The 21,828-nt window shown below is 62.4% G+C and carries 19 protein-coding genes and 1 pseudogene; 4 read left to right on the forward strand and 16 right to left on the reverse strand.

What is annotated here, in order from left to right; translation table 11 throughout:
- Window positions 1–29 precede the first annotated feature (29 nt).
- Together VIZ63_RS22130 and VIZ63_RS22135 are read left to right on the forward strand one after the other, a co-directional pair.
- Window positions 30–1,289, forward strand: a complete 1,260-nt coding sequence (locus VIZ63_RS22130) for a DUF711 family protein (protein ID WP_331611987.1) — start codon at window positions 30–32, stop codon at window positions 1,287–1,289.
- 56 nt (window positions 1,290–1,345) lie between these two features.
- Complete coding sequence (locus tag VIZ63_RS22135) at window positions 1,346–1,843, forward strand: asparaginase domain-containing protein (RefSeq protein WP_331611988.1); 498 nt, start codon at window positions 1,346–1,348, stop codon at window positions 1,841–1,843.
- A gap of 88 nt (window positions 1,844–1,931) precedes the next feature.
- On the opposite strand, the gene VIZ63_RS22140 is transcribed toward VIZ63_RS22135, so the two are convergent.
- The 3 genes from VIZ63_RS22140 to VIZ63_RS22150 all read right to left on the reverse strand — a co-directional run bounded on the left by VIZ63_RS22140 (window position 1,932) and on the right by VIZ63_RS22150 (window position 5,321).
- A complete protein-coding gene (locus VIZ63_RS22140) occupies window positions 1,932–2,552 on the reverse strand; it encodes a tetratricopeptide repeat protein (RefSeq protein WP_331611989.1) in 621 nt (206 codons plus the stop codon).
- On the reverse strand, window positions 2,552–4,240 hold the full coding sequence (locus VIZ63_RS22145) for a hypothetical protein (RefSeq protein ID WP_331611990.1): 1,689 nt from the start codon (window positions 4,238–4,240) through the stop codon (window positions 2,552–2,554). The genes VIZ63_RS22140 and VIZ63_RS22145 overlap by 1 nt, the downstream gene beginning before the upstream one ends.
- A 223-nt stretch (window positions 4,241–4,463) precedes the next feature.
- On the reverse strand, window positions 4,464–5,321 hold the full coding sequence (locus VIZ63_RS22150; protein WP_331611991.1) for an AraC family transcriptional regulator: 858 nt from the start codon (window positions 5,319–5,321) through the stop codon (window positions 4,464–4,466).
- Window positions 5,322–5,608: 287 nt separating this feature from the next.
- On the opposite strand from VIZ63_RS22150, the gene VIZ63_RS22155 reads away from it, so the two are divergent.
- On the forward strand, window positions 5,609–6,118 hold the full coding sequence (locus VIZ63_RS22155; protein WP_331611992.1) for a hypothetical protein: 510 nt from the start codon (window positions 5,609–5,611) through the stop codon (window positions 6,116–6,118).
- Between the two features lie 159 nt (window positions 6,119–6,277).
- Here the strand turns inward: VIZ63_RS22155 and VIZ63_RS22160 are convergent, their stop codons facing one another.
- The 13 genes and pseudogenes from VIZ63_RS22160 to VIZ63_RS22215 form a co-directional block, all read right to left on the reverse strand.
- The gene (locus VIZ63_RS22160; protein ID WP_331611993.1) at window positions 6,278–8,113 is read right to left on the reverse strand and encodes a GGDEF domain-containing protein; all 1,836 of its coding nucleotides are present in this window, start codon (window positions 8,111–8,113) and stop codon (window positions 6,278–6,280) included.
- A gap of 42 nt (window positions 8,114–8,155) precedes the next feature.
- Entirely contained in the window at window positions 8,156–8,587 is a 432-nt protein-coding gene (locus VIZ63_RS22165; protein WP_331611994.1) for a hypothetical protein, read from the reverse strand.
- Window positions 8,588–8,622: 35 nt separating this feature from the next.
- The gene (locus tag VIZ63_RS25505; protein ID WP_349261252.1) at window positions 8,623–9,204 is read right to left on the reverse strand and encodes a GNAT family N-acetyltransferase; all 582 of its coding nucleotides are present in this window, start codon (window positions 9,202–9,204) and stop codon (window positions 8,623–8,625) included.
- 12 nt (window positions 9,205–9,216) lie between these two features.
- Window positions 9,217–9,999: pseudogene (locus VIZ63_RS25510) on the reverse strand (SAM-dependent methyltransferase); the annotation flags it as partial.
- A 107-nt stretch (window positions 10,000–10,106) separates the two neighbouring features.
- On the reverse strand, window positions 10,107–10,349 hold the full coding sequence (locus VIZ63_RS22175; protein ID WP_331611996.1) for a DUF1653 domain-containing protein: 243 nt from the start codon (window positions 10,347–10,349) through the stop codon (window positions 10,107–10,109).
- Entirely contained in the window at window positions 10,346–12,295 is a 1,950-nt protein-coding gene (locus VIZ63_RS22180; protein WP_331611997.1) for a S9 family peptidase, read from the reverse strand. Before VIZ63_RS22180 ends, VIZ63_RS22175 begins: the two co-directional genes overlap by 4 nt.
- 94 nt (window positions 12,296–12,389) lie before the next feature.
- Complete coding sequence (locus VIZ63_RS22185; protein WP_331611998.1) at window positions 12,390–12,581, reverse strand: hypothetical protein; 192 nt, start codon at window positions 12,579–12,581, stop codon at window positions 12,390–12,392.
- Between the two features lie 497 nt (window positions 12,582–13,078).
- Entirely contained in the window at window positions 13,079–14,464 is a 1,386-nt protein-coding gene (locus VIZ63_RS22190) for a sulfite reductase subunit alpha (RefSeq protein ID WP_331611999.1), read from the reverse strand.
- Window positions 14,465–14,656: 192 nt separating this feature from the next.
- Window positions 14,657–15,463, reverse strand: a complete 807-nt coding sequence (locus tag VIZ63_RS22195; RefSeq protein ID WP_331612000.1) for a DUF4198 domain-containing protein — start codon at window positions 15,461–15,463, stop codon at window positions 14,657–14,659.
- A gap of 64 nt (window positions 15,464–15,527) precedes the next feature.
- Window positions 15,528–16,040 carry a DUF2271 domain-containing protein gene (locus VIZ63_RS22200; protein WP_331612001.1) on the reverse strand — a complete coding sequence of 171 codons (513 nt, stop codon included), beginning with the start codon at window positions 16,038–16,040 and terminating at the stop codon, window positions 15,528–15,530.
- Between the two features lie 8 nt (window positions 16,041–16,048).
- On the reverse strand, window positions 16,049–16,699 hold the full coding sequence (locus VIZ63_RS22205) for a PepSY-associated TM helix domain-containing protein (protein WP_331612002.1): 651 nt from the start codon (window positions 16,697–16,699) through the stop codon (window positions 16,049–16,051).
- Between the two features lie 77 nt (window positions 16,700–16,776).
- Window positions 16,777–18,246, reverse strand: a complete 1,470-nt coding sequence (locus VIZ63_RS22210; protein ID WP_331612003.1) for a PepSY domain-containing protein — start codon at window positions 18,244–18,246, stop codon at window positions 16,777–16,779.
- 160 nt (window positions 18,247–18,406) lie between these two features.
- A complete protein-coding gene (locus VIZ63_RS22215; protein ID WP_331612004.1) occupies window positions 18,407–20,383 on the reverse strand; it encodes a TonB-dependent receptor plug domain-containing protein in 1,977 nt (658 codons plus the stop codon).
- 179 nt (window positions 20,384–20,562) lie between these two features.
- On the opposite strand from VIZ63_RS22215, the gene VIZ63_RS22220 reads away from it, so the two are divergent.
- A complete protein-coding gene (locus tag VIZ63_RS22220; RefSeq protein WP_331612005.1) occupies window positions 20,563–21,807 on the forward strand; it encodes a hypothetical protein in 1,245 nt (414 codons plus the stop codon).
- Window positions 21,808–21,828 lie beyond the last annotated feature (21 nt).

Consider the following 21,828-nt stretch of genomic DNA (forward strand, 5'->3'; position numbering starts at 1 on the left):
GTGTATGGGCCGGGGCGTAAACAATAGGTATGTTGTCGCGCCGCGAAATGCTGGGTCTGTTGGGTGCGGCCAGCGTCGCTCCACCGACAGCCTGGAGTGCAGAGAACAGGAGGAAGGAGTTGCAGCCAACCAAGCCATTGCGGGTTCGCACGATCACTGCCGGCATCGAACTGGCGAACGTGACGCAGCTCGATCGCATCGACGCTGCGATTGCGCTGCTGAAGCAGGGTCGCAGTCTGTTCGCGGATGCAGGTTACGAAGTGCAGACCGTGCGTATCGCCACCCAGCCGTTGCTTGCGGGACTCGATGCCGCCGGCCGTGATCGGATTCTGAGCGATCTGCAGAAGATCGACCGCCTGCTGTCCGAGAGCGGCACGATCATGAGCATTGGACCACTGCTGACGCACGATCGGTATGACGCCGGGCTCGCGGCCTGGAGTAGCGAGCTGGTCCGAACGACCCGCAGTATCAGCTTCTCGACCGTGATCGCCGACAGCGCGGGGATTCACGAGAAATCCGCGACGACCGCGGCAGAAATCATGGCGGCATTGGCGGTCGCGCTGCCCGATGGCATCGGCAATTTCCGCTTTGCCGCTGCGGCCAATATTCCGGCGGGCACGCCGTTCTTTCCGGTGGCCTGGCATCAGGGAGCGCAGTCCGTGGCGCTGGGTATCGAATCGGCGTCGGTCGTCGAGGATGCATTCGTCAGGGAGCCGGACAAATCACGCGCCGGGGACGCTTTGCGCGAACTCCTGTCGCAGGTTCTTGCGCCCATCGAACGGCTTGGCCAGGAGTTCGCGCGTCGCAGCGGCTGTGTGTATCTCGGTATCGATTCGTCGCCCGCACCGCTCAAGGATCGCAGCATTGCCGCGGCCATCGAAGCGTTTACCCACACGCCGTTCGGCACCGCCTCGACCTTGCAGGCCTGTTCGATCATCACCGCAGCCATCAAGTCACTGAGCGTGAAGACCTGTGGCTATTCGGGATTGATGCTGCCGGTACTGGAAGATCCGCTGCTGGCGCAGCGGGCGGGCGAGGGTCGCTACGGCATTCGCGATCTGTTGCTGTATTCCAGTGTCTGCGGCACGGGACTCGATGTGGTGCCGATTCCCGGGGACACTCCCATTGCTACAATCTCTGGCCTGTTACGCGATGTTGCCGCTCTGTCCGTGAGATTGAACAAGCCGCTCTCCGCACGCTTGTTCCTCGTACCAGGCAAGAAGGCCGGCGACACCGTACGTTTCGACGATCCCATCCTGACCGATTCGGTGATCCTGAAGCTCGATTGAGATCGGATCTTCCTTCCGCAATTTCAACTGTCAATTTTCAATTGTTCATTGTTCCCATGTCCACGCAACCCATCATCATCGTCACCACCGGCGGCACCATCGACAAGGCGTACTTCGACGCGCTGTCGACGTATCAGGTGGGCGAGACGATGGTCGCTCACATGCTGAAGGAAGCGCGCGTCGCCTGCCCGTGGCAGCTCGTCGATCTTTTCCGCAAGGACAGCCTGGAGCTGACCGATGACGATCGGGCCACGCTGCGGCAGACGGTGGCGGCATTGGAATCGGATCGCGTCGTCATTACTCACGGCACGGATACGATGATCGAATCCGCCAATGCACTCGTCGATGTTGCGAGTAAGACCATCGTACTGACAGGTGCGCTGGCGCCAGCGCGCTTCAGCGAAAGCGATGCGACCTTCAACCTGGGTATGGCGTTCGCCGCGGTGCAATGCCTGCCGCCCGGTGTCTACATCACCATGAACGGCCAGGTCTTTCGCGGCGATCAGGTCAGGAAGGATCGCGAGCAGGGCAAGTTCGTTTCAGTCACTTCCTGAGAGAAGAAGAGCGCCGCGAAAAACCGCATAAAAGAGAACGAAGGGTCGGAGATCCGGATTCGAACCGTCACTTTTTCTGAATTCCTTCCTACCAGCTCGAGCCCGGTCGATCGTTGCCGGCTTTGGCAGCAAGTGCCGCGCGTTCCGTCATCCAGGCTTCGAGCTCCGCGGTGTCGGCGGAGCGATTGCTGCCGACGCGTTGCTGCATCGAGGTGAGGAGTTTCGCCGCCAGCGGCGGTGACAATGCATAAAGACGCAGATAATTGAACTTCGCTTCATCCATGCGCCCCAGTTTCACGAACGCTTCGCCCTGATATTCGATCGCTGGCGGATAGTCCGGATTGATGCGCAGGGCCTTCTCGTACGCGTCGAGCGCTGCCTCGTAGTCACTGAGCTGCCGCTTGGCGTAGCCGATGTACGTGTAGGCCTCGTGCATCGCCGGATCGAGCTGCACGGCTCTGGAGAATTCCTTGAGCGCAGCTTGGTAAGCGATCTTCGCTTGCCTGGCTGCGTCTGCCTGCGTGCCGAGTTCATCGGCACGACGGATCTGCGCATAGCCGGCGTTGTATGCGTCGATGGCGTGGAGGACCGGCGCCGTCGAACTCGAGGGCCTTTCGACGGGCCGGTACGCGCCCGGTCCGTCGGCACGGGCGATTGCTGCAACGAATGTCAGTGCAGCAACCGCAACGATGAGAGCCGCGCGTTGCATCAGAATCGCGACGCTGTGAGGGTCACGTCCGAATGAGCCCAGGCCTTGGCAAAGTCGGCATCGATTGACTTGGCCGCGTCATTCTTGCCTTGCGCGCGCAGTGCCTGGCTGAGCCCGAACAGAGACCAGCCGTTCTTCGGATGGCTGCGCAGGTCGTCCCAATAGACGGTCTCTGCTTCCGCGGGCCGTCCTGCGTCGATCAGTACAGCACCCAGCGACTGACGGACGGGATAGTGCCAGTCATCCGGTTCCGTGTAGACGAGTGCGTCCTGATAGCGAACGGCCCGGTCGAGATGCGCAATGGCGCTGTCGTAGTTCTTCTGCGCAGCGTCCATTTCGCCGCTCAGGACTTCCACCGCGATGCGCAGCACCGAGTCCGCGAGATTCAGCGACATGGACGAAGGCGTGGCGACGAGCTGCGGGTCGACGGCAATCTTCTGCAGCGATGCCAGTTCGGCCTTCGCCGCCGTGTAATTGCCCTTGCGGGTGAAGGCCATGCCGCGAGAGTAGTTGCGTACGCCTTTCGCGAACAGGCTGTCGTAGGGAGCCGGCAGGGCGAGGATCTCATCCCACTTGCCGAAGCGCACCAGCGCATAGTCGGGCACGAGCTTGAAGGTTTGCAGGATCGGCACTGCCTTCACGGCCGCATCCGGCACTGACTGCGCGGTCTTGCGTGCCGAGTCGATGGCCAGTTTGCTGTCGCCGTTCATGGTCGAGGCAAACCACAGGAAGTGCACGTTGTGCGGGTAGTAGGCCAGCGGATAGATACCCTGCGCCTTGCACTGCGTGATGTAGTCCTCGTCGGCGGCGATCGCCAGCTTGTTGGCCTTCTGGGCGTCGCCATAGCGACCGATGCGCTGGAACAAGTGACCCGGCATGTGCACCAGATGGCCCGCGGCGGGTGCGAGCGGCATCAGTCGATCCGCAGCGCCTTCGGCTATCTCGGGCGTCTTGCTGGCTTCCCACAGATGGATCCAATAGTGCAGGGCGCCAGGGTGAACGGAGTTGGCTTTGATGACGCCATCGAGTGTCGCAATGATTTCCGTCGTTTCAGCGTAGGGCTGGCCATCGCGCGTCCAGTAGTCCCAAGGGCGCAGATCCATCAATGACTCGGCGTAGATCGTCGCCGCATCCCGATCCTGCGGATATTTCTGATGCAGCGCGCGCATGGCGCCGGCGAATGCCTGATCCGCCGCGCGACGATCATCGGCCTTGCCCGTGTAACGTGCCGTCAATGCATCGATGTAGTCGCGTTCCGCTGGCGAGGCGTTGCTCTTCAAAGCGGTAGCGCGCTTCACCAACGCCAATGCCTTGGGTTCCTCTTCCGGCGCCATCGGCGCATTGATGTTCGGACCGAGAACGAGTGCCTGGCCCCAGGGCGCCATCGCGCAGTTCGGGTCGAGGCGAGCTGCTTCCGCGAACGCACGGCCCGCTTCGGCATGATTGAATCCATAGGTGAGATTCAGTCCCTGATGCATGAAGGGCATTGCCTCGGCGGAACACGTGGAGACAGCGGCGAATTTGTGCGTGCCCACATTCTGCAGGCGCGGCGCAAGCGCGCCGCTGGCTGCCGCCTTGCCGGCGGCCCCATTGTCGTCATAGTGCTTGTGTACTGGCGCCTGGCCGTGCGCTGACAGTGCGGCGAAGAGGGTGGTCATCGCCGCGATACTGGCGTAATGAATGCTCATGAAGATTCTCCCCGGTCCTGGAGCTGTGTGATGAGTGCCTTGCTGCAGCTGCATAACGGCGCTGCGTGACGGCATCTACGAACCGGCATCTTCGATGGCCCGCGCCCGGGCCGCATCGTCCACTGGATGGATGTTACTGCTTACTTTGGTCAGGGGTGCATGCGTATCTTCGCGCCGCGCTTTTTTTCTCGGGGCGATGGCCGCAGAGACCGAACGATCGGGATTACTCGGGCTGCCTTCTTACGGACGCCGGGGTCGTGCCGAGAATCTTGCGCATGTGACGGGCGAGATGACTCTGATGTGCGAACCCCGTTGCAAATGCGATCTGCGTGATGGAGAGATCTTCCTCCTGCAGCAGCAGCTTGGCGCGTTCAACACGGCGCCGCAGCACGTACTGATGGACGGGTACACCGGTCGAACGACGAAACAGCGTCTTGAGATGCGACACGCTCATCGCCGCGACGCTGGCCAGTTCGTTCAGCGACAGGTCGCTTTCCAGATTGTCTTCGATATGGGTGACCAGATGCTTCAGCTTGGTGGTGCTGAGGCCGCCGCGTGGATCGCGCATCGGCAACGAATGGGCGTTGTGACGCTGCACGAGGCGGCTCGCGAGCGCCGTACCGAGACTGTCGCGGAAGAGCCGACCGCCCGCGCTACCGGTTTCGATGTCGGCCTTGAGTGCCCAGCCGATGTGCTCGATCTGCGGATCGCGCAGCTGAAATCGATCCGCCAGTTCGACGTACGAGTCATCGAGGCCCAGCTGCCGGGCCACGGATTGCAGTAGCGTCTGCGGCACGACCATCACGAGCGTCGATCCGGCCTGCTTCGTTTCCCAGGAGCAGCGCGTGTTCGAGGGAATGATGTCGAGATCGCCGGCCACTTCGCGGCCGTGCCGGGTGCGTCCATTGCGCACGCAGATGGTTTCGACGGACGGGCCGAGGAACATGCATACGACGGCATGCGGGCTCGGGTTCATTTCGGTGATCCCGGGCCTGAACGGCTTGATCTCGGCGTGCATCAGCGGTGGTGCCGCGGTGGTCGCGGCGTCGCCGGGCCGGGCCTGCTGGGTGAAGAAATTCATGGTCGCTCCGCACGATGAACGCTGAACCACCTGTGTCGTCAGAATACAACCGGCGTTGCCCGATGGTACTCGCATGCGATCCGCTGCTCGTCTGATCCTGCTTCGACTATCCGAATGTGCCAGTGAGTCCGCCGCGTCCGCGGTCTGCCGACACTGCAACTACCGCATCCGGCCGCGTTCGTGATGTTCGGCTCGATCGCCTGATCGGGCATACAGCACCCGAATGTGCGCGCTCGCGAGGTGTGGCGTGGACGACAATCCGGTCCCGTCTCACCGAGGATCACGCCATGGGCGAAGCTGCATTGCACGAAGCGGCATTGGCGGTCGGAGCGAGGAGCGTATTCAGAGCCATAGTCGTCGGCACACTGGTGGCGGGCACGCTGGATATCTGTGCCGCGATCCTGAGCTGGCTCGGTCGTGGCGTCCCGCCGGGCCGCATCTTGCAGAGCGTGGCCTCCGGTGTGCTCGGACAGAATGCGTTCAGTGGAGGCGCGACGACAGCGGCGCTCGGCCTGCTCCTGCACTTCGCCATCATGTGCGTCATCGTCGCCGTGTTCATGCTGGCCAGCCGACGCCTGCCGATATTGACGCCGCGAGCGTTGTTGGCCGCGGTCAGTTGCGGCGTCGCCTACGGAGTCGCGGTGTATCTCGTGATGACCTACGTGGTCGTGCCGTTGTCAGCGAGTCCGATCCGCACACCGTCGCTGCGAGATCTCATGCAGGGTATTGCAGTGCATGTTGCCTGCGTGGGGATTCCGATTGCGCTGATAGCGCGGTGGCTCATGCCGCGGAGTTAGCCCGCGGCATTACTGCCTGACTGCTCCTGTGGGTTCGACTGAAGTCGAGCCCAACAGCCGCCATCGCGGTGCCAGCGAATCCGCAAGCCAATACCAGGATCCAACCACCGAAGTCGGGCGCGTGATGTGTGCATGATTACCAGCGCCCAGAGCCCGCTCCTACTTCGTGTGGACCGCGAAATCCTGGTTGAAACGGTCGTTGGAGGCGCGGAAGCGGCCGGTGGTCATCGAGGTGAACGTGTTGGCCATGGATGGGTGGTAAGTCACGATGCGATCGCGTCCGGCGTCCTTTGCCTGGTAGAGCGCAGCGTCTGCATTGGCCAGCAACTGGCGCAGATCGTAGCCGCAGGAGGCGGTGGTCTCGATGCCGAAGCTGGCTGATGCGTAAATCTCCGTCTCGTCGAGTCTGATCGTGAGTGCCGCGAGCGCGGTGCGCAGCTGTTCGCAGCGTTCGCGGGCGGCCTCGAGCGAACAGCCGGGAAGCAGCACGCCGAATTCCTCGCCGCCGACGCGACCGAAAATATCGTTCGCTCGCAGGTGACGGCGAATTTCCGCAACGACATGTCGCAGGACGCTGTCGCCTGCGGCATGACCGTAGCGATCATTGATGCCTTTGAAGTGGTCCAGGTCGCAGAGGACGACGCAGACTTCCTGATCGTTCTTCCTGTTGCTGGCGAGTGACTCTTCGGCCCGGCGGATGAAGTGTGGCCGGTTGGCGATGCCCGTAAGACCGTCCTGCTGTGACAGCTTCATGAAATGGAGCTGTGAGCGCTTGGTCCGATAAGCAAAGAGGGCGATGAATCCGGCAATCAGGACCAGCACGACGATATAGAGACGGCTGGCTTCGACGGCCTTCTTGTCGAGTGCCTGCTGCAACTCCAGAACTTCTTTTTCCTTGTTGAGCGTGTCGATCTGCAGTTCGTTCGCCAGCGACTGATGTTTGACCTTTTCGTAGGCGAGCTGCCGGGCGCTGAGTTCATCGAGATAGGCTTTGTCGGCAGCAGCGTAGTGCTCGTGATACTCGAGTGCGGTAGCCAGATCACCGCGTTCCCGTGCCTGAAGGTAGAGCAGGCGATAGCTTGTCACCAGCGGCTCGGTGTATTCGCCCTTGATGGAGTTGTTGATCGCGCTGGTTGCATGTTCCTGAACGAGTCTGGGCTCGCCTTTCTCGCGATAGATCCGGGCAAGCAGTGAGTCGTGGAGCGAGATCAGCTGCCGGTAGCTGGTCTTCTGTACTTCCTCACGGTGTCCATCCAGCAGGGCCAGCGCATTGTCGTATTTCCCGTGACGGATATAGGACATGGCAGCGTAGGCGCGCACGAAGTTTGCCCGCATCAGATCGCCGGCTTTGATGCAGGCATTGACTGCATCGACGACCTCGCTGTCCACGGCGATGACTCGCTCGGATGTCTGTGTCGCCTGGAACCGCAGTTCGGCGCCGCGACAGATTCCCCGGCCAGCCCAGTCCTCCTGCGCCACCTGATCTCCGAACTTGAGCGCAAGATCTTCCAGCCCAACCTGGGCGTACAGATAAGAGGCGACGCCGAGACCTTGCTGCCGGGCTGTCTGGTCCGTGACTTCGGGAAGGAGCTTCAGCAGGCCGTCGAGCCTGGCAAACGCCTCTTCATACCGTTTGGAGATGGCGAGTACGTTGACGATGGTGGAGAGCACCCGGAAGCGCAGATTGGGCTCCTGGATTTCTTCTCCCAGCCGCCGCAGCAACGGGATGGCGGCTGCATAGTCGGAGTCATAAGCGAGATGCCACGCGTCGAGAAAGCGCAGGTAGTGCTGCTGATTTACGGAGAGATCCGCGGACCTCCGGTCAAGATCCTGGATCGTGGCGACGAACTGTTGATAGTCGACAGATTTCAGGTTGTCCGCTTTGCTCAGCAGATCATCGATCTCGTCGGCGCCAGCGGACGCGATGGCGATGAGCAGTATTAGTGAAAGTACGGAACGGCGCGGCCATAGCCGCCACGCCGTTCCTGCTTGCAAGGGATCTCTATGCGAAATCACTGGACCGGTCCGTCCATTCCCTCACTTTCTCTTCCGGCTGCTCTTCTTTTTGCTGCTCTTTTTCTTCTTGGATGTTTTCCTTTTGGGCGCCTTCTTCTTTGCCGGGGATTTCTTCGCTGGCTGTTTCTTCGTGGACTTCTTCTTGCCGCTCTTCTTTTTCTTCTTCCGCGAGATTGTTCGGCCGCCAGTGCCTGGCTGCGGCTCCTCGTCGCCATCATCCGGCGAGGCAGGTTCGTCCGCTGGCTGCTCGCCCGGCGTATGCAGGGAACAGAAGACGTTTGCAGAAGCACCCAACAGAGATTCCAGTGCACTTCGGTCGGCAGTCAGGATTGCCCGGCTCGCGGCTCCATCGATGCCTGCATCGGAAAGTACGAGTGCCAGATTTTTGCCGGCCGCGCCGCGCAGGTTTGCGTCGCTGCCCATTCGTTCCAGAAAATTAAGCAGGTTGGTCATGTTGTTGTTTCCTTTTGCAAACTGTCCAAACACCGTCAACACTGAAATTTCATACCGTCGGAGTGATTGTTTCCTTTCTGTTGAGCCGTTGCAGGAGTTTTCGCCATCGATTCACGCGAGATTTCCCAGAGTGTTTTACGGGCGTTGCCGTCCCCAGGTTGTTGCTGAAACCCCAGTCCCCTGAACATCCCGGCGCAGGGCGCGTTGCGGGCATCGGTGGTGGCGAAGATGCGTTGAACCGGTCCTCTGCGCAGAGTCTGCTCCACCAGCGCCCAGACGGCTTCGCGCCCATATCCGCGTCCCTGCCAGCGCTCGTGCAGCATGATGCCGATCTCAAGACCGGTTTGCGACCGCGAGCGGATCAAGCCGCAGATGCCGATAGGTTTGTCAGTATGACGTTCGACGATGGCATAGAACCGCAAATGCCGCCGTCGCTCGCGCGTCATCTGCAATGCCTTGCCGAATTTTCGTATCGCCTGGCTCTCCGTCAGCGGACTGCCAATGAACTGCATGACGCGTACCGAGGTGTGTAGCTCACAGAACAGGTCGCGATCGTTCGGATCAATCGGTCGCAAGTGCAGCCGGGCGGTCATGCATGTGCGTGAGGATTCTTTCATGCGAGGCAGCTCGCTGCGATCAAGTCGTTCCAGGTGACGCCGCATCTTCAGATCTGGTTCTGGCGCATGTGCCGGCGGAATCACCAACGTCATGTGGATATCGATTTTCGCAGAAGGCAGCTCAGACAGTTTCAGGCGCACGATGCTGGGCCGGCTCGTCGGCAGTGTCGCCGCCTTGTACAGAATGAGCTCATGATCGAGCGGGTAATCGCGTGACAGCAACTCAACCAGGAGCTGTCGATATCCGGAGCCTGTGGAAAAGCGTGCGAACGACCTGTCACCGACGATTCCGATCTGCCACAACACCAGGTAGGCGGTGGCGTCGGTGTTGCGTCGATAGAGCATGAACTGGCTTGCCTCGTAGTGCTGGCAGCCGACGTCGCCCGGATCGATCTGGAGGTCCGCGTACAGGCAGTCCTCCGCCGAAACCCCGGGTTCCATGTGCGCCTCGTACCCTTCGCTGCGTGCCATGGCGATAGCCATGCGCGGCGGCAGCGCGAAGACGGCGGGGTGGCCGTAGAACGCGCCGCACACCTTCTTGCCCGCGCGTACTTCGGTGAGCATGGCCTCAGTCATCTCGCGGTAGGTCTGCGTGCGGGGCTTACCTTCCTGATAGTACTGCTGCAGGCTGCGAACGTCGGGATGCATCCTGGCGAGCCACAGCTCCATGATGCCATCCGATAATCCGGTGAAAACGACGTCGGCCTGTTCGATGTAGCTGCGCGACAGTGGCGTGAGATGCGAGCCGAGCGTCATGCCGACGCCCACGCATACCAGACTGCCCGCCTTCGTCATGAATACGCCCCGCCTGCTTATGGTTGACCAGTCACCAGTCAAAAACGGATTTGGTGGAGTCTGATTGGGCGCCGCGTGAGTGACAAGGGCGGCGCACGTGAATCAGCTCACGGCTTCGCGGTGCCTGTCGGCGAATCTTTCATATATGCGAACCGCGGCACCTTGCGTCCGTCGTGGTCGACGAACTCGGTGAACATGCGGAGTGGGCGGACCCACAGGCCGCGCTCGCCGTAGAGTGCGCGGTAGATCACCACGGACTCTTCGGTTTCCGAGTGCCGGCCGACACCGATCACTTCGTAGTCGTTGCCTTTGTAGTGTCGATAGAGTCCCGGCCGCAGCTCTGTGCTCATTCGGTGCCGCCCGGCGAAACGTTGAACAGTTTCGCGAGGAACACCGTTTCCACTTCGCGCCGCAGGTCGTTGTTGGGTTTCTTCTGGAAGCCGTGTCCCTCGTCGGCGAAGACGACGTACCAGGTCTCGACCCCATTGGCGCGAATGCCCGCCACGACCTGATCCGATTCGGACTGAGGCACGCGTGGATCATTGGCACCCTGCATGACGAGCATGGGCTTGGTGATCTTCTTCACGTTGGCGAGTGGCGCAATGCGCTTGAACACTTCCTGCATCTGCGGATCGCGCTCGTCGCCGTACTCGGCGCGGCGATTGTCGCGGCGATAGGCCTCGGTGTTTCGCAGGAACGACGCAAAGTCGCTGATACCGTAGCGTTCGACGCCGCCGACGAGACGATCGGCGTAATGCGTACTGACGGCGAGCGACATGTAACCGCCATAGGACTGGCCGTAGACGGCGACCCGATTCTTGTCGAGATTCGGTTGCTCGGCTATCCAGTCGAGCAGGGCGCCGATGTCCTTGACGCTGTCCTCGCGTTTCTCCGCATTGTCGAGATTCATGTAGCGCTTGCCGTAGCCGGAGGAGCCGCGCACGTTCGGCAGGATCACGGTTGCGCCCAGCACGTTGGCGAAATACTGCGCACCGGGATTCCAGATCGGGAGAGTCTGCGCTTCCGGCCCGCCGTGGATATCCATGATGACGGGCGTGCGCTGATCTGCGGGGATGCCGACGGGCCGATACACAAAGGCGGGAATGGACAGGCCATCGAACGATTTGAAGCGGATGAGTTGCGGTTCGGCGAGCTGTGCCGGATCGAGTTCGCCCAGTTCCGAAGTGGTCCAGCGCGTCAGCTCGTTCTTCGCCACGTTCCAGGACCACACGTCGCCCGAACTCGTCGCCGTCGTGAGGGCAAGCGCGAGCTGCGACCCGTCGGTAGAGAAGCCCATGCCCGTCAGCACGCCGCGGGGCAGCTGCGGCTGCGGCAGATCCCGGTTCGTAGTCAGGTCGCGAACGACCACGCGCGAGTAGCCGTCCTCGTTGATCGCATAGGCCAGCAGGCGACCGTCGCTGGATACCCTGAATGCTTCGACATCCCATTGGAGGGCAGGCGTCAGCACTGTGGTTTTTCCCGCGGCAATGTCGATCTGCACCAGTCGCAATACGTCGCTGTCGCGGTCGGAAAGCGCCAGTACGCTGCGACCTTCCGCGGCGAAGTGAGGTTCGGAGAACAATGCCTTGCTGCCCTTTGCCGCCAGGTCGCGCGTCGTGCCCGACGCGAGGTCGAGCAACAGCAGCTGCGATTCGCGATTGGAGAGGACGCGGGTGAGGACCAGCGTGCGTTTATCGGGTGAGATGTCACCTGGCTCGATGCTGCCGCTGGCGCGATAGACCGCGCGGGCCTGCGACGGATTGGCCGGGTCGGCGGTGTACAGCACGTACTCCGCCGACCCCCTGGTGGCTTGCGACCACGCCAGCAGCGTGCCGTCGGGGCTGAAAATCGGCGAGAGATTGCGGGTGCCGGGTTGCGTGAGACGCTGAGGTTGTCCCGTCAACCCCATCGAGTAGAGCTGAAACCATTCATCGCCGCCCGTGTCGCGCACCAGAACAAAGCGATTCGACCCGGGAATGGCCGTGGCGGAAGCAACGGGCTCGTCGAAGAAGGTGATCTGCGTGCGTGCGCCGCCGGGTGCAGCGACGCGGTGGATCTGCTGGGTTGCGCCGAAGCGCGTGGCGATCAGCAACGATCCGTCGGGAAGCCAGTCCTGGAACGTCGCGGCGCGATAGTTCTGGAAGCGCTGAACGGCAGCGGCGATGTGCGGGGGGACGTCCGGAACGTTCTGCAGCGTTGCCGACCCCACGTGGCGGACGTGCAGTCCAGGTGTCTGGGAAAGCGCCAGCGGCGCGAAGGCAAGAAGCGTCAGACCACAAACAACAGCGCGATGCATCGGCAAACTCCGCTAGCAGTGGAACATCCGCTGCGCACGTTAGCAGATTTGCCGGAGTGCTCCGGAGGCGGGTTTTCCCTGAATGTATCGGGAGTCAGCGTGCCGACGGCTGGCGCTTGGCGCTGACGGTCGGGTCGACCAGCCAGCCGTTCGATGGCTGCCAGTTGCCAAGTTCCTGGCGGCGACGCTGCCACGCGGCTTCGAGCGCCTTGGCAGCTTCGGGAAGCGCCAGAGGGATCGAGCTGGACGGACGGAAAAGATCGCTGCTCCTCATGCCGATATTCATGCCTGCTCTCCGCCAAGATAAAAAGTGCGCTGCATAGACTCCGCAGACTGCCGGGAGGTTCCACGAAGATGCCGATTCGATGGCCCGGGCGCTTCGCGACTTAACAGATCGCACGCCAGACCGAAGGCCAGGGCACACAGGAACGACACGCCGAGGACGATACACACGATCACTCTTGCAACAATTCCCAACATGATCATTCGCTCTGTGCATTGAATAGGAGGTTAGCCGGGCAGCGCGTTTCGATCATGGGCTGCCGCGGCATCAGTCTGATTCCCGAACGCCATGAGTCGTGTTGAACCAGCGGCGCGCAGTGTGCCGTCGAGGCACGGGACGGCCATCGACCTAAAGAGCCAATCGCAGGCTGACGAAAGTGAGAGAGAGGCCCTAGGCCCTAGGCCCTAGGCCCTAGGCACTAGGGCAGGGACTGGGTGCCGCGACTCCACAGGCGATCGCTTCGTTTTTCTGACTGGCGCCTAGCACCTGGCACCTTCCTTTCAATACACATCCCTGCAATACCTTCCCTCGATCGTCATCTGCTCCACGATGTCTGCGCCGAGAATATGCGTGAGCGCCGCGTCGACGGCGGGAGCCATTCCCTGCAGGCTGCCGCAGACGTAGATCGCTGCGCCTGCGGCAATCCATTCGCGCAGTGCGTCCGGGCGCTCCAGCAACCGATGTTGCACGTAGATGCGTTCGAATTGATCGCGTGAGAACACCAGGTCGAGTCGTTCGATCGAGCCGTTGTCCGACCACGCGTCCAGGTCGCTGCGGTAGAAGCGATCGTGGGCGGCATGGCGCTCGCCGAAGAGCAGCCAGTTGCGACGATGACCGGCATCGATGCGCGCTTTCAGCAGTGCGCGTAAGCCCGCAATGCCCGTGCCATTGCCGATCAGGATCATCGGGCGCGAATCTCGCGGCACATGAAAGTTCGAGTTGGGCCGGATTCGCAGCGCGATGTCCGAACCGATTGCCGCCTGCTGCGTGAGCCATCCGCTGCCGAGTCCGGCCTTGCCGTCGGGACGCTGCATCCGCCGGATCAGCAGGTGAATCGCTCCCTCGGCGGGGACGGAGGCGATCGAATACTCGCGATGAGGCAGCGCGGCCGTCGTGGCATTCCAGGTCGAATTCTGTGGATCGATCTCGACGATGTCGCCGGCCTGCCAATCGGCATTCGATCCGGGCTGGGGTTGCAGCACGACGTGGTAACAGGGATCGCCCGCGCTGCCGGGGTTCGCGAGCGTGCGCTCGGTGAGGCGCCAGCGTTCGTAGCTCGGTGTGTCCCAGTCGGCGAGATCGGGGCTGCCGCTCAGCACGCTCAACTGATGCTGCCAGTGGCGCAACGCGCCCTCGTCGCCGTTGTCGACTTCGACGACATCGAACAATGGTGTCGCGCCTTGATGCCGCAGCCAGGCATCGAGGCGATGGCCGAAGGCGCAGAAGTTGTCGTACTCGCGATCGCCGAGTGCGAGCACGCCGTAGCGCAGGTTCTCCAGCGGCAGAGAGCGGCTCAGGGAATCGCGGACGAAGCGGGCGGCGGGATCCGGTGCGTCGCCTTCGCCGGTGGTGCTGACGACGAACAGAGCCTGCGAGATTTTTGGCAGATCATCGGCGCTGAGAGTTGCCAGAGAAGCGAGTTGCACAGCGCTCGATGCCGAAGTCAGGGACCGGGCCGTTTGCGAGGCGAGCTGTTCGGCGAACCCGGTCTGGCTCGCGAATGCGACGAGCGTGACAGCGTCGTTCGACGTGATGTCCTGAATGCCGTCGATCGCGCGCGCCGGGTCGCGGCGCTTCGGGCGCAGGCAGGCGACGACGAATGCGACGTAAACGATCAGTACCGATGTCGCGACCAGCAGTCGCGGTATGCCAATTGACTCGATCATAGAGCGGTCGATGTGACGCGCGGAGATCCCACGGAGAAGCCAAACCCGCAGGACGGAGCTTCCTCCGACTGTGGGTCCGGCTTCAGCCGGACAATTGATGTTCGACTGTGACTGCAGGAAATCCCCTGGGGGAAAGTCGAACGCACAGGAAGTCGAACCTCCGACTGTCTGACTCGAGCCGCACGATCCGGCCTACTGCTGCAGTACTTCGAATGTCGCGACGTAGCTGGCGCGGCGCTGCTTCGCTTGCTGCAGCGAGGTCTTGTTGTCCTGCAAGCCGGCTTCGAGCCAGTACATGCCGGGCGCGGGCCAGGTGACGGCGAATTCGCCCTTGGCGTCCGTCTTCACCTTGATCTCCTCCTGGTGGTCGCGATAGCGCGTGCCGCCGGCGACGATTTCGATTTCCAGATCGGCTGCCGGTTTGCCATCGAGGATGAAGCGGAATTTCGCTTCCTCGTTGGCATACAGATCGTTCGGGTGCGTGACCGGGATGAGTTCCAGGCCGATGTTGGAGGGCTTCAGCGCCTCGGTGGTGGGCTTGCCGGCGGTGACGAATGTCTCGACGCGCCCGGCCGATTCAGCGACTTGCAGCTTCGGGGCGTTGGCCGGTACTTCCGTGGCGAATTTTTCGGCCGTGCCGCGCCAGCGCTTCACTTTGCCGTCTTCTTCGTAGCTGGCGGTCAGACCGCGGTTGATGTTGGCAAGCTTGTACGTGCCGTTCTGCGTCAGGTGCAGATCAAACATCGTGCGGTACTTGCTCGTGGACAGGTTCTCCGGTTTGACCTGCGTGCCATCCGGCGCGGTCACGACGAGACCGTCGAGACGCAGCGGCACGTGATTGAAGTAGAACAGGTCGTTCGACACGGCAGCGTCGACCGTGACCCATTGATCGACGGTCGTAACCGTCGTCGAGGGCAGCAGCCAGGCCTTGTGAGCGTGCACCGTCAATGGCGCCGCTGCTGCCAGTGCCACCACTACGAACCGGGATACATGCTTCATGTGTCTTCTCCGATGTGAATCTGCTCTGGCCAGTCAGCCAGGCGACCAGTTGGCCAGTCGCCCGTCAGGGCTTGACCTCGAGCGTGATCGTGCCGAGCTCGGTTTTGCCCTGCGCAGTCGCATGCTGCGGCTTGCCGGGCCATTCGAAAGGGATTCGCAGCAGCTCACGGCCGCCGACTTCGCGGGTCGCTTCCACGACGAGGTTGTACTTGCCGTCCGGGAGGCCCTTGATCTGCTTGCTGTCACCGCTGAACTGCAACGTGTGCTCGCCGACGGGACGTGTCGCACCCGTGACGCCGTCGATCGGCATCGTTGCCTCGCGGCCACCGCGACGCCACCACTGGCGCAGATCTTTGAGCCACTGCGTGCCGTCTTCCTTCTTCGGATCGGTCTGGTACCAGACGGCCAGGTGCTTCGCGATGCTCTGGTCTTCGTTCTCGATCCACAGGGCGATGTAAGGACGATGATACTCGGCGACGTTCAGCGCCGGGATCTGCACCTTCACGGTAAGGTCTGCCGCGCCGGCCGGCAGCGCGAGCGAGGCGAGCAGGAAGGCGAGGGCGAAGCCAATGCGCATGGATACCTTCAATGAATGAACAGAATCGCCAGCAACAGCGGCAGCACGAATCCCAGCAGCACCATCGGCCACGTTGCAGGCCGGTGCATCGAATGCATCTTCAGCAGCACGAGCCCGGTGAGGGCGAAGATCAGCGCCGCGAAGGCGAACGCGTCGATGAACAGGCTCCACGCAGCGCCGGTGTTGCGGCCTTTGTGAAGATCGTTCAGATAGGAAATCCAGCCCCGATCGGTTCGCTCGTGGGAGACGTCGCCGCTGACGAGATCGATCGTCATCCACGCATCACCACCCGGCCGGGGCAGCGATACGTACAACTCGTCATCGGACCATTCCGCTTTATCGCGATCGACCCGCACCGCCAGCTCGCGGCGCAGCCAGCGACTCACGTCGTCCGGCACCGCCGTGGTTTCCGACGCCTCGGACGCTGTCTGCTGCAACGTCCGCAACAATTCCGCGGGCAGTGTGGCCGTGGCCGTCGAGACTACGGGTTTCGCCGTGATGGCGGACGCATGGTTCAGCGTGAAGCCCGTGATGCTGAACAGCACCAGGCCAACCAGGCAGCCGGCAGCACTGACCCAGTGCCATTGGTGCAAATGCTTGAGCCAGAAGGCCCGCCGCTTTTGCTCGGTTGCTGTCGTCGCGCGCGCCGCTGCTGTCATCGCTCGAATTTCTGGTATCGGCGGGGCCCGCATCATAGTGAGAATGATTCTTATTGGCAACGTTAGCGCTTTGCAGATCAGGGATTTGCCCGGCGCCGCAAATGCCGCCAGCCGATGGCGACGCCGCTGACGGAGATCACGAGTCCGGCGATCGACAGTAGCCACAGCGTGATGTCCCAAGACGGGCGCGAGAGGAGCAGCCAGCGGAAGTCGAAGCTGTGCAGGGCGTTGAACAGCCAGCGGTGAATGCGATCGCTGTGGCGCATCCAGCCGACGACCTTGCCGGTGCGCGGATCGACATGCACCCATGTGCGATCGGGATCGTCGAAGACGAAGCGCAGCACCGGCAGCACACGGGCGCTGCGGCGTGAGTACCAGTAGGAATCTTCACGTTCCAATCGGTGTGCGGCAACGAGTGTTGCGTCCGGGATCAGAACCGGCGCGGCGGTGATCAATGCAGCCTCATCGAGACCCTGCGCAGTTCCGGTTCGTGCGTCGAGGTGGATTCGATGCCCGGCCGCATCCGCAAGCTCGATGTGAGGCTGGCCGAGCGCCCACGAAAAGGCTGCTTCCACGGCGTCATGGCGGCGCAACGATCGCAAGGTGTCGAGCGATACCAGAAATTCCGCAGCAGTGTTGCCGCTGTACGCGTTCACGCCCACCTGCATACGCTGTGCGTCGAAGGTTCGTTCCCACGGCACCGGCGGACCCATCGACAGCCAGCCGCTGAAGATCCACGTCAGCAGGAAAAATCCACCGACGATGCCGGCGAGATGATGCCAGGCCATCCAGCCGCGGAACGGCGATAGCGAGGTGCCCGCGCGGCGTCGCAGGCGCAGCCTGTCGATGCCAAGCCACAGCCCGGTGATGGCGACGACGATGCCGATACCCGACGTCCACAGTACTACTTGTGACCACAGCGGTCCGTTGGCGCGCAGGTCGCGAAAGTAGAACCAGTGCAGCACGGCGCCGACCCAGTTCCATGCGCGTTCGCGCCGCGTCGAGTCCAGCACGATTTCGCCGGTGCGTGACGAAATGTAGAGCTCGGTGCCGGCGGCATCGTTCAGCGCGACCAGATGCAGCGGACGATGGCCATCGAAGGTACCGGCGACCGACCACTGATCGCGTTCGATCGTGAGTACTTTCGTCGGTGCGCCCGGAGAAGAGAGGTGCCGGGTGATGTCCAGTGCATCGCGTGCGCCGATGGCTTCGATCACGCGTCCGTCGGCTGCAGAGACCGCGCGTACCGGCCAGCCGCTTCCCGTCAGCTGGTACACAGGCTCGCCATTGATCATCACGAGCCTGAAGCTGCGCGGGTACTGGGTCAGCGACAGCTCCTGCAACACGTCCTGCGGTTCGATGGCGACCCGCTCCCAGTCGATTGGCTGCAGGCGCCCCAGGCGTTCCGTCGATGTCAGCTGCGGGTATTCGACGTACATCATGACCAGCCCGGAGGCGAACCACACGACGAACAACAGGCACGTCGCAATGCCGAGCCAGCGATGGCCGACGACGAGCCAGCGCCACAGGATCTGCCTGATGTTCATCGATGAGATGCCTGAGCAGACAGGTACACACGGGAGCACGAGGAAGAACGCAAAGGAGCACAACAGGAGACAATCAGGATCGCTCGTTCTGTGCTCCTCTGTGTACCTGCTTCCTTCCGATGGCTGAGTGCGCCAGCGGAATCGGAACCGGCCGAGGGCATCAGAAGCTGCAGGTGTAGTGGAGTGTGAAAGTCTGCGGTACGCCGAGGCGCTGGACCATGACGGGGCCGCTGCCGCTGTCGGCCGGCGACTGTGCCAGCCGCGTCGCGTAGATCTCGTCGAAGACATTCTCGACGCTCGCGCCGATACGATGATGGCGTGCTGTATCGAGGTAGACGCGGCCCGACAGATTCAGCGTGGTGTAGTTGCCGAAGTTCTGGCGGCCGAACGCGCCGAGCACCCAGTAGACATCGCCTACCCAGTAGAGCGACGCATCTGCCTCGACGCGGCCCTGCGCCGGCGCATAGGTAAGCCCGGCTTTCGCGAAACGCTCCGGCGTACGCGGCCGCTGCTGATCGGAACCTTCATCGCGCGAGCGTGTGTAGGTGTAGCTGGCGTTGGCACGGAAGAGCTCGCTCAGCGGCGCAGTGAGCGCGACTTCAGCGCCGCGCACTTCGACCGTGCCGGCCACGTTCTCATAACGGCCGAAGGGGTACGCCGGATCGTCGTAACCGACGTCGATGAGGTTGTCGACATCGCGCGCGAAGCCCGTCAGTTTCCAGGCGAGGGTGCGCGATGCGAGAGGAATGTCACCGCCGATCGAGAGATTGAGATTCCGGCTTTCTTCGGGTTTCAGGTCGGGGTTGCCGGAGTATTCGTCGTCACCGGGAACGCCCACGTAGTAGAGCTGCTCCGCGCTCGGCAGCAGGAAGGCCGTGCCAACGACGCCCTGGACGTACAGCGCATTGGATATTTCGTAGCGGGCGCTGGCGTTCCACACCGTCGCGTCCTTGCCGCCGGTGCCGCGGTTGTAGCGCACACCCGCTGCGACGTTCAGCCGCTCGAATGCGTTCTGCGCCGTGCGGATGTCGCCGAAGAAGGCGTGCACCGTCTCTGTTTCGCCCGCAATGGGATAGACCTCGTCGCGCGCGCTGTAATTCTGATAGTCGTAGCCGAGGTGATAGTCGAACTTGCCGCCCGGCGTCAGTTTCGCCAGGGCAGTGCCGCCATAATCCTTGAAACCCCAGTACGTGCCCGGCGCATACACCACGACCTCCTCGAAAGTGGCGGGGCGATTCTGGATGTTCGCGTAGGTCGTATCCCAGTCGTGCAGGTAGGCCTTCACGAGTAGCTCTACCGTGTCGTTGGCCTTGACGCCGAACTTCGCCGAGGCGATGTCTTCGCTGCGATGGTTGTAGCTGCGTCGGGTGCGCGCGGCCGAGTTGTTGTCGAGCGTCGCATCGGTGTGGTGCCAGGAGAGATCGAGGCGCGCACGCTCGCCGAAGTCGTAGCCGTACTTCGCGCCGACGTTGGCCACGTCGTAGCTGCGATCGCGGTCGGTCGCGCTCGGCTGGTAGATGTCGTATTGCCGATAGCCGTCGCCCTTGTCCTGCGACGCGTAGGCGACGAATTTGTGATTGCCCAGGGCGCCGCGACCGAAGCCTCCCAGGTGGTAGCCGTCATTGGAGTCGACGCTGACTTTGACATTGCCGCCGGGCTCGTCGCTGAAGGCGCGGGTCACGATATTGATGGCGCCGGCGACGCCCTGCGTCCCATAGAAGAGGCTCTCCGCGCCCTTGAGCACTTCGATGCGCTCGATCACGTTCGCGGGCAGGGTGTCGGGACTCGTGTCGTTGAAGATCCGGTTGTTGATGCGAACCCCGTCGACCAGCCACAGCACATCCCCCGGACGCGAACCCTGGAGGGACACATCCACGTAGTCGAAGGGACCGCTGCCCGGCGAGACGAACAGGCCGGGGATCTCGAACTGCAGCGCCGTACTGGCGTCCACGTAGCCGACCGCGGCGATCCGTTGGGCGCTGACGGTGTCGACGTCATGGCCGTAGCGGGCGAGTTCAATGGGCAGCGTGTCTTCGATACTGCGCGCCGTCACCAGGACCTCTTCCAGGGGGGCGGCGGCCGAGAAGCCCGGAACGGCTGACAGCGCTAAGGCGACGGCGACGAACTGGCGTGACAAGACGGTTCTCCTCTTTCTGGTCGATGCACGTCGTGGCGAGCCTGCCGCGACCCTGGCCAGCGTGATTTCGAGAGGCGTGTCTTGCCAGTAATTTACTGTTTGCTCTGATGTTATTTAACGTTAACGGCGACTTCGGCTGTTACGATTCAAGCCTCTCCAGATTTCTCGACATGTGCTCCGTGGTCGACTCTTCCCCCTTGCAGCAACAGGCCGACCTGATCCGCGCGAGCGGCGCGCTCGGTAAGCCGGGAGCGCTGTCGCGGCTGTTCGATTTCCTGCTCGAACGCTCCCTGGCCGGCGAAGCCCCCAAGGAGCTGGAAATCGCGTTCAAGGTGTTCGGCAAGGACAGTCGCTTCGATGTGTCGCAGGACTCGGTGGTGCGCGTGTACGTCCACAAGCTGCGGCGCCGTCTCGACGACTACTACGCAGGCCTGGGCACGACGCCGCAGCGACTCACGATTCCCAAGGGCGAGTACCGCCTGACGATCGAGGAGCAGCCCGGTGCGATGGCGGATGCCGTAAGCCTCCCCGTATCCCCGCCGGCTATCGTTCGTCCGCGCCGGATCTGGCCGGCCGTCCTCGCGCTGCTGGCTGCGGTCGCTGTGGGATCGCTCGTCACCTTCGCCCTGATGAGGTCCGACGGCAGCGATGAGCGATTCAATGCAGTGCGCGCCAGTGCGATCTGGGCGCCGCTGCTGGACGACGATCTGCCCATCACCATCGTGGTCGGCGACTACTACATGATGGGTGAGACCGACGAGTCGGGTCACATCCGCCGGCTGGTGCGCGAATTCTTCATCAACTCGACCGGCGATTTCGTTCACCAGGTCGAAGTCAGTCCGAAGGTGATGGAGCGTTACCGCAATCTCAACCTGACGTACCTGCCCACCTCCACGGCGTTCGCGTTGCAGGACATCGTGCCGGTGCTGGCTGCCAGAAAGAATGTGCGCGTGATGCTGATGTCGGACCTGAGCGGCAGCATGTTGACGACCAGTCACATCGTCTACGTCGGCTTCCTGAGCGGCCTCGGCATTCTCGGCGATCCCACCTTTGCCGCCTCGCGTATCGCGCTCGGCGGTACCTATGACGAACTCATCGATTTGCAAACAGATGCTCGCTACCGCAGCACCGGCGGCGATACGACCGAGAGCCGCTATGTCGACTACGGGTTCGTATCCGCTTTCCCCGGTCCGGGAACCAATCGGGTCGTCATCATCGCCGGTGCACGCGATACAGGTGTCATGCAGGCCGCTGCCGCGATTTCCTCCGCGTCCGGCCTCGCCCAGGTGCAGACCGGTGCGAGCAGTGCAGCGGCGTTCGAGATGCTCTACGAGGTGCAGGGAGTGGCTCGTGCTGGCATGAGCAGCAAGCTCCTGTTCGTCTCGCCGATGGAGCCGAAGCGCATCTGGGAGATGGAGCGCTGAAGGCACCGGAGAAAGGCCAGT

This window comes from Povalibacter sp. (genome assembly GCF_036520495.1).
In the GTDB taxonomy this organism is placed as follows: domain Bacteria; phylum Pseudomonadota; class Gammaproteobacteria; order Steroidobacterales; family Steroidobacteraceae; genus Steroidobacter.

Bases quoted from the DNA above. Each gene is read 5' to 3' on its own strand.
- VIZ63_RS22130 (WP_331611987.1), top strand. From the start codon at position 30: ATGTTGTCGCGCCGCGAAATGCTGGGTCTGTTGGGTGCGGCCAGCGTC.
- VIZ63_RS22135 (WP_331611988.1), top strand. From the start codon at position 1,346: ATGTCCACGCAACCCATCATCATCGTCACCACCGGCGGCACCATCGAC.
- VIZ63_RS22140 (WP_331611989.1), bottom strand. From the start codon at position 2,552: ATGCAACGCGCGGCTCTCATCGTTGCGGTTGCTGCACTGACATTCGTT.
- VIZ63_RS22145 (WP_331611990.1), bottom strand. From the start codon at position 4,240: ATGAGCATTCATTACGCCAGTATCGCGGCGATGACCACCCTCTTCGCC.
- VIZ63_RS22150 (WP_331611991.1), bottom strand. From the start codon at position 5,321: ATGAATTTCTTCACCCAGCAGGCCCGGCCCGGCGACGCCGCGACCACC.
- VIZ63_RS22155 (WP_331611992.1), top strand. From the start codon at position 5,609: ATGGGCGAAGCTGCATTGCACGAAGCGGCATTGGCGGTCGGAGCGAGG.
- VIZ63_RS22165 (WP_331611994.1), bottom strand. From the start codon at position 8,587: ATGACCAACCTGCTTAATTTTCTGGAACGAATGGGCAGCGACGCAAAC.
- VIZ63_RS25505 (WP_349261252.1), bottom strand. From the start codon at position 9,204: ATGAAAGAATCCTCACGCACATGCATGACCGCCCGGCTGCACTTGCGA.
- VIZ63_RS22175 (WP_331611996.1), bottom strand. From the start codon at position 10,349: ATGAGCACAGAGCTGCGGCCGGGACTCTATCGACACTACAAAGGCAAC.
- VIZ63_RS22180 (WP_331611997.1), bottom strand. From the start codon at position 12,295: ATGCATCGCGCTGTTGTTTGTGGTCTGACGCTTCTTGCCTTCGCGCCG.
- VIZ63_RS22185 (WP_331611998.1), bottom strand. From the start codon at position 12,581: ATGAATATCGGCATGAGGAGCAGCGATCTTTTCCGTCCGTCCAGCTCG.
- VIZ63_RS22190 (WP_331611999.1), bottom strand. From the start codon at position 14,464: ATGATCGAGTCAATTGGCATACCGCGACTGCTGGTCGCGACATCGGTA.
- VIZ63_RS22195 (WP_331612000.1), bottom strand. From the start codon at position 15,463: ATGAAGCATGTATCCCGGTTCGTAGTGGTGGCACTGGCAGCAGCGGCG.
- VIZ63_RS22200 (WP_331612001.1), bottom strand. From the start codon at position 16,040: ATGCGCATTGGCTTCGCCCTCGCCTTCCTGCTCGCCTCGCTCGCGCTG.
- VIZ63_RS22205 (WP_331612002.1), bottom strand. From the start codon at position 16,699: ATGACAGCAGCGGCGCGCGCGACGACAGCAACCGAGCAAAAGCGGCGG.
- VIZ63_RS22210 (WP_331612003.1), bottom strand. From the start codon at position 18,246: ATGAACATCAGGCAGATCCTGTGGCGCTGGCTCGTCGTCGGCCATCGC.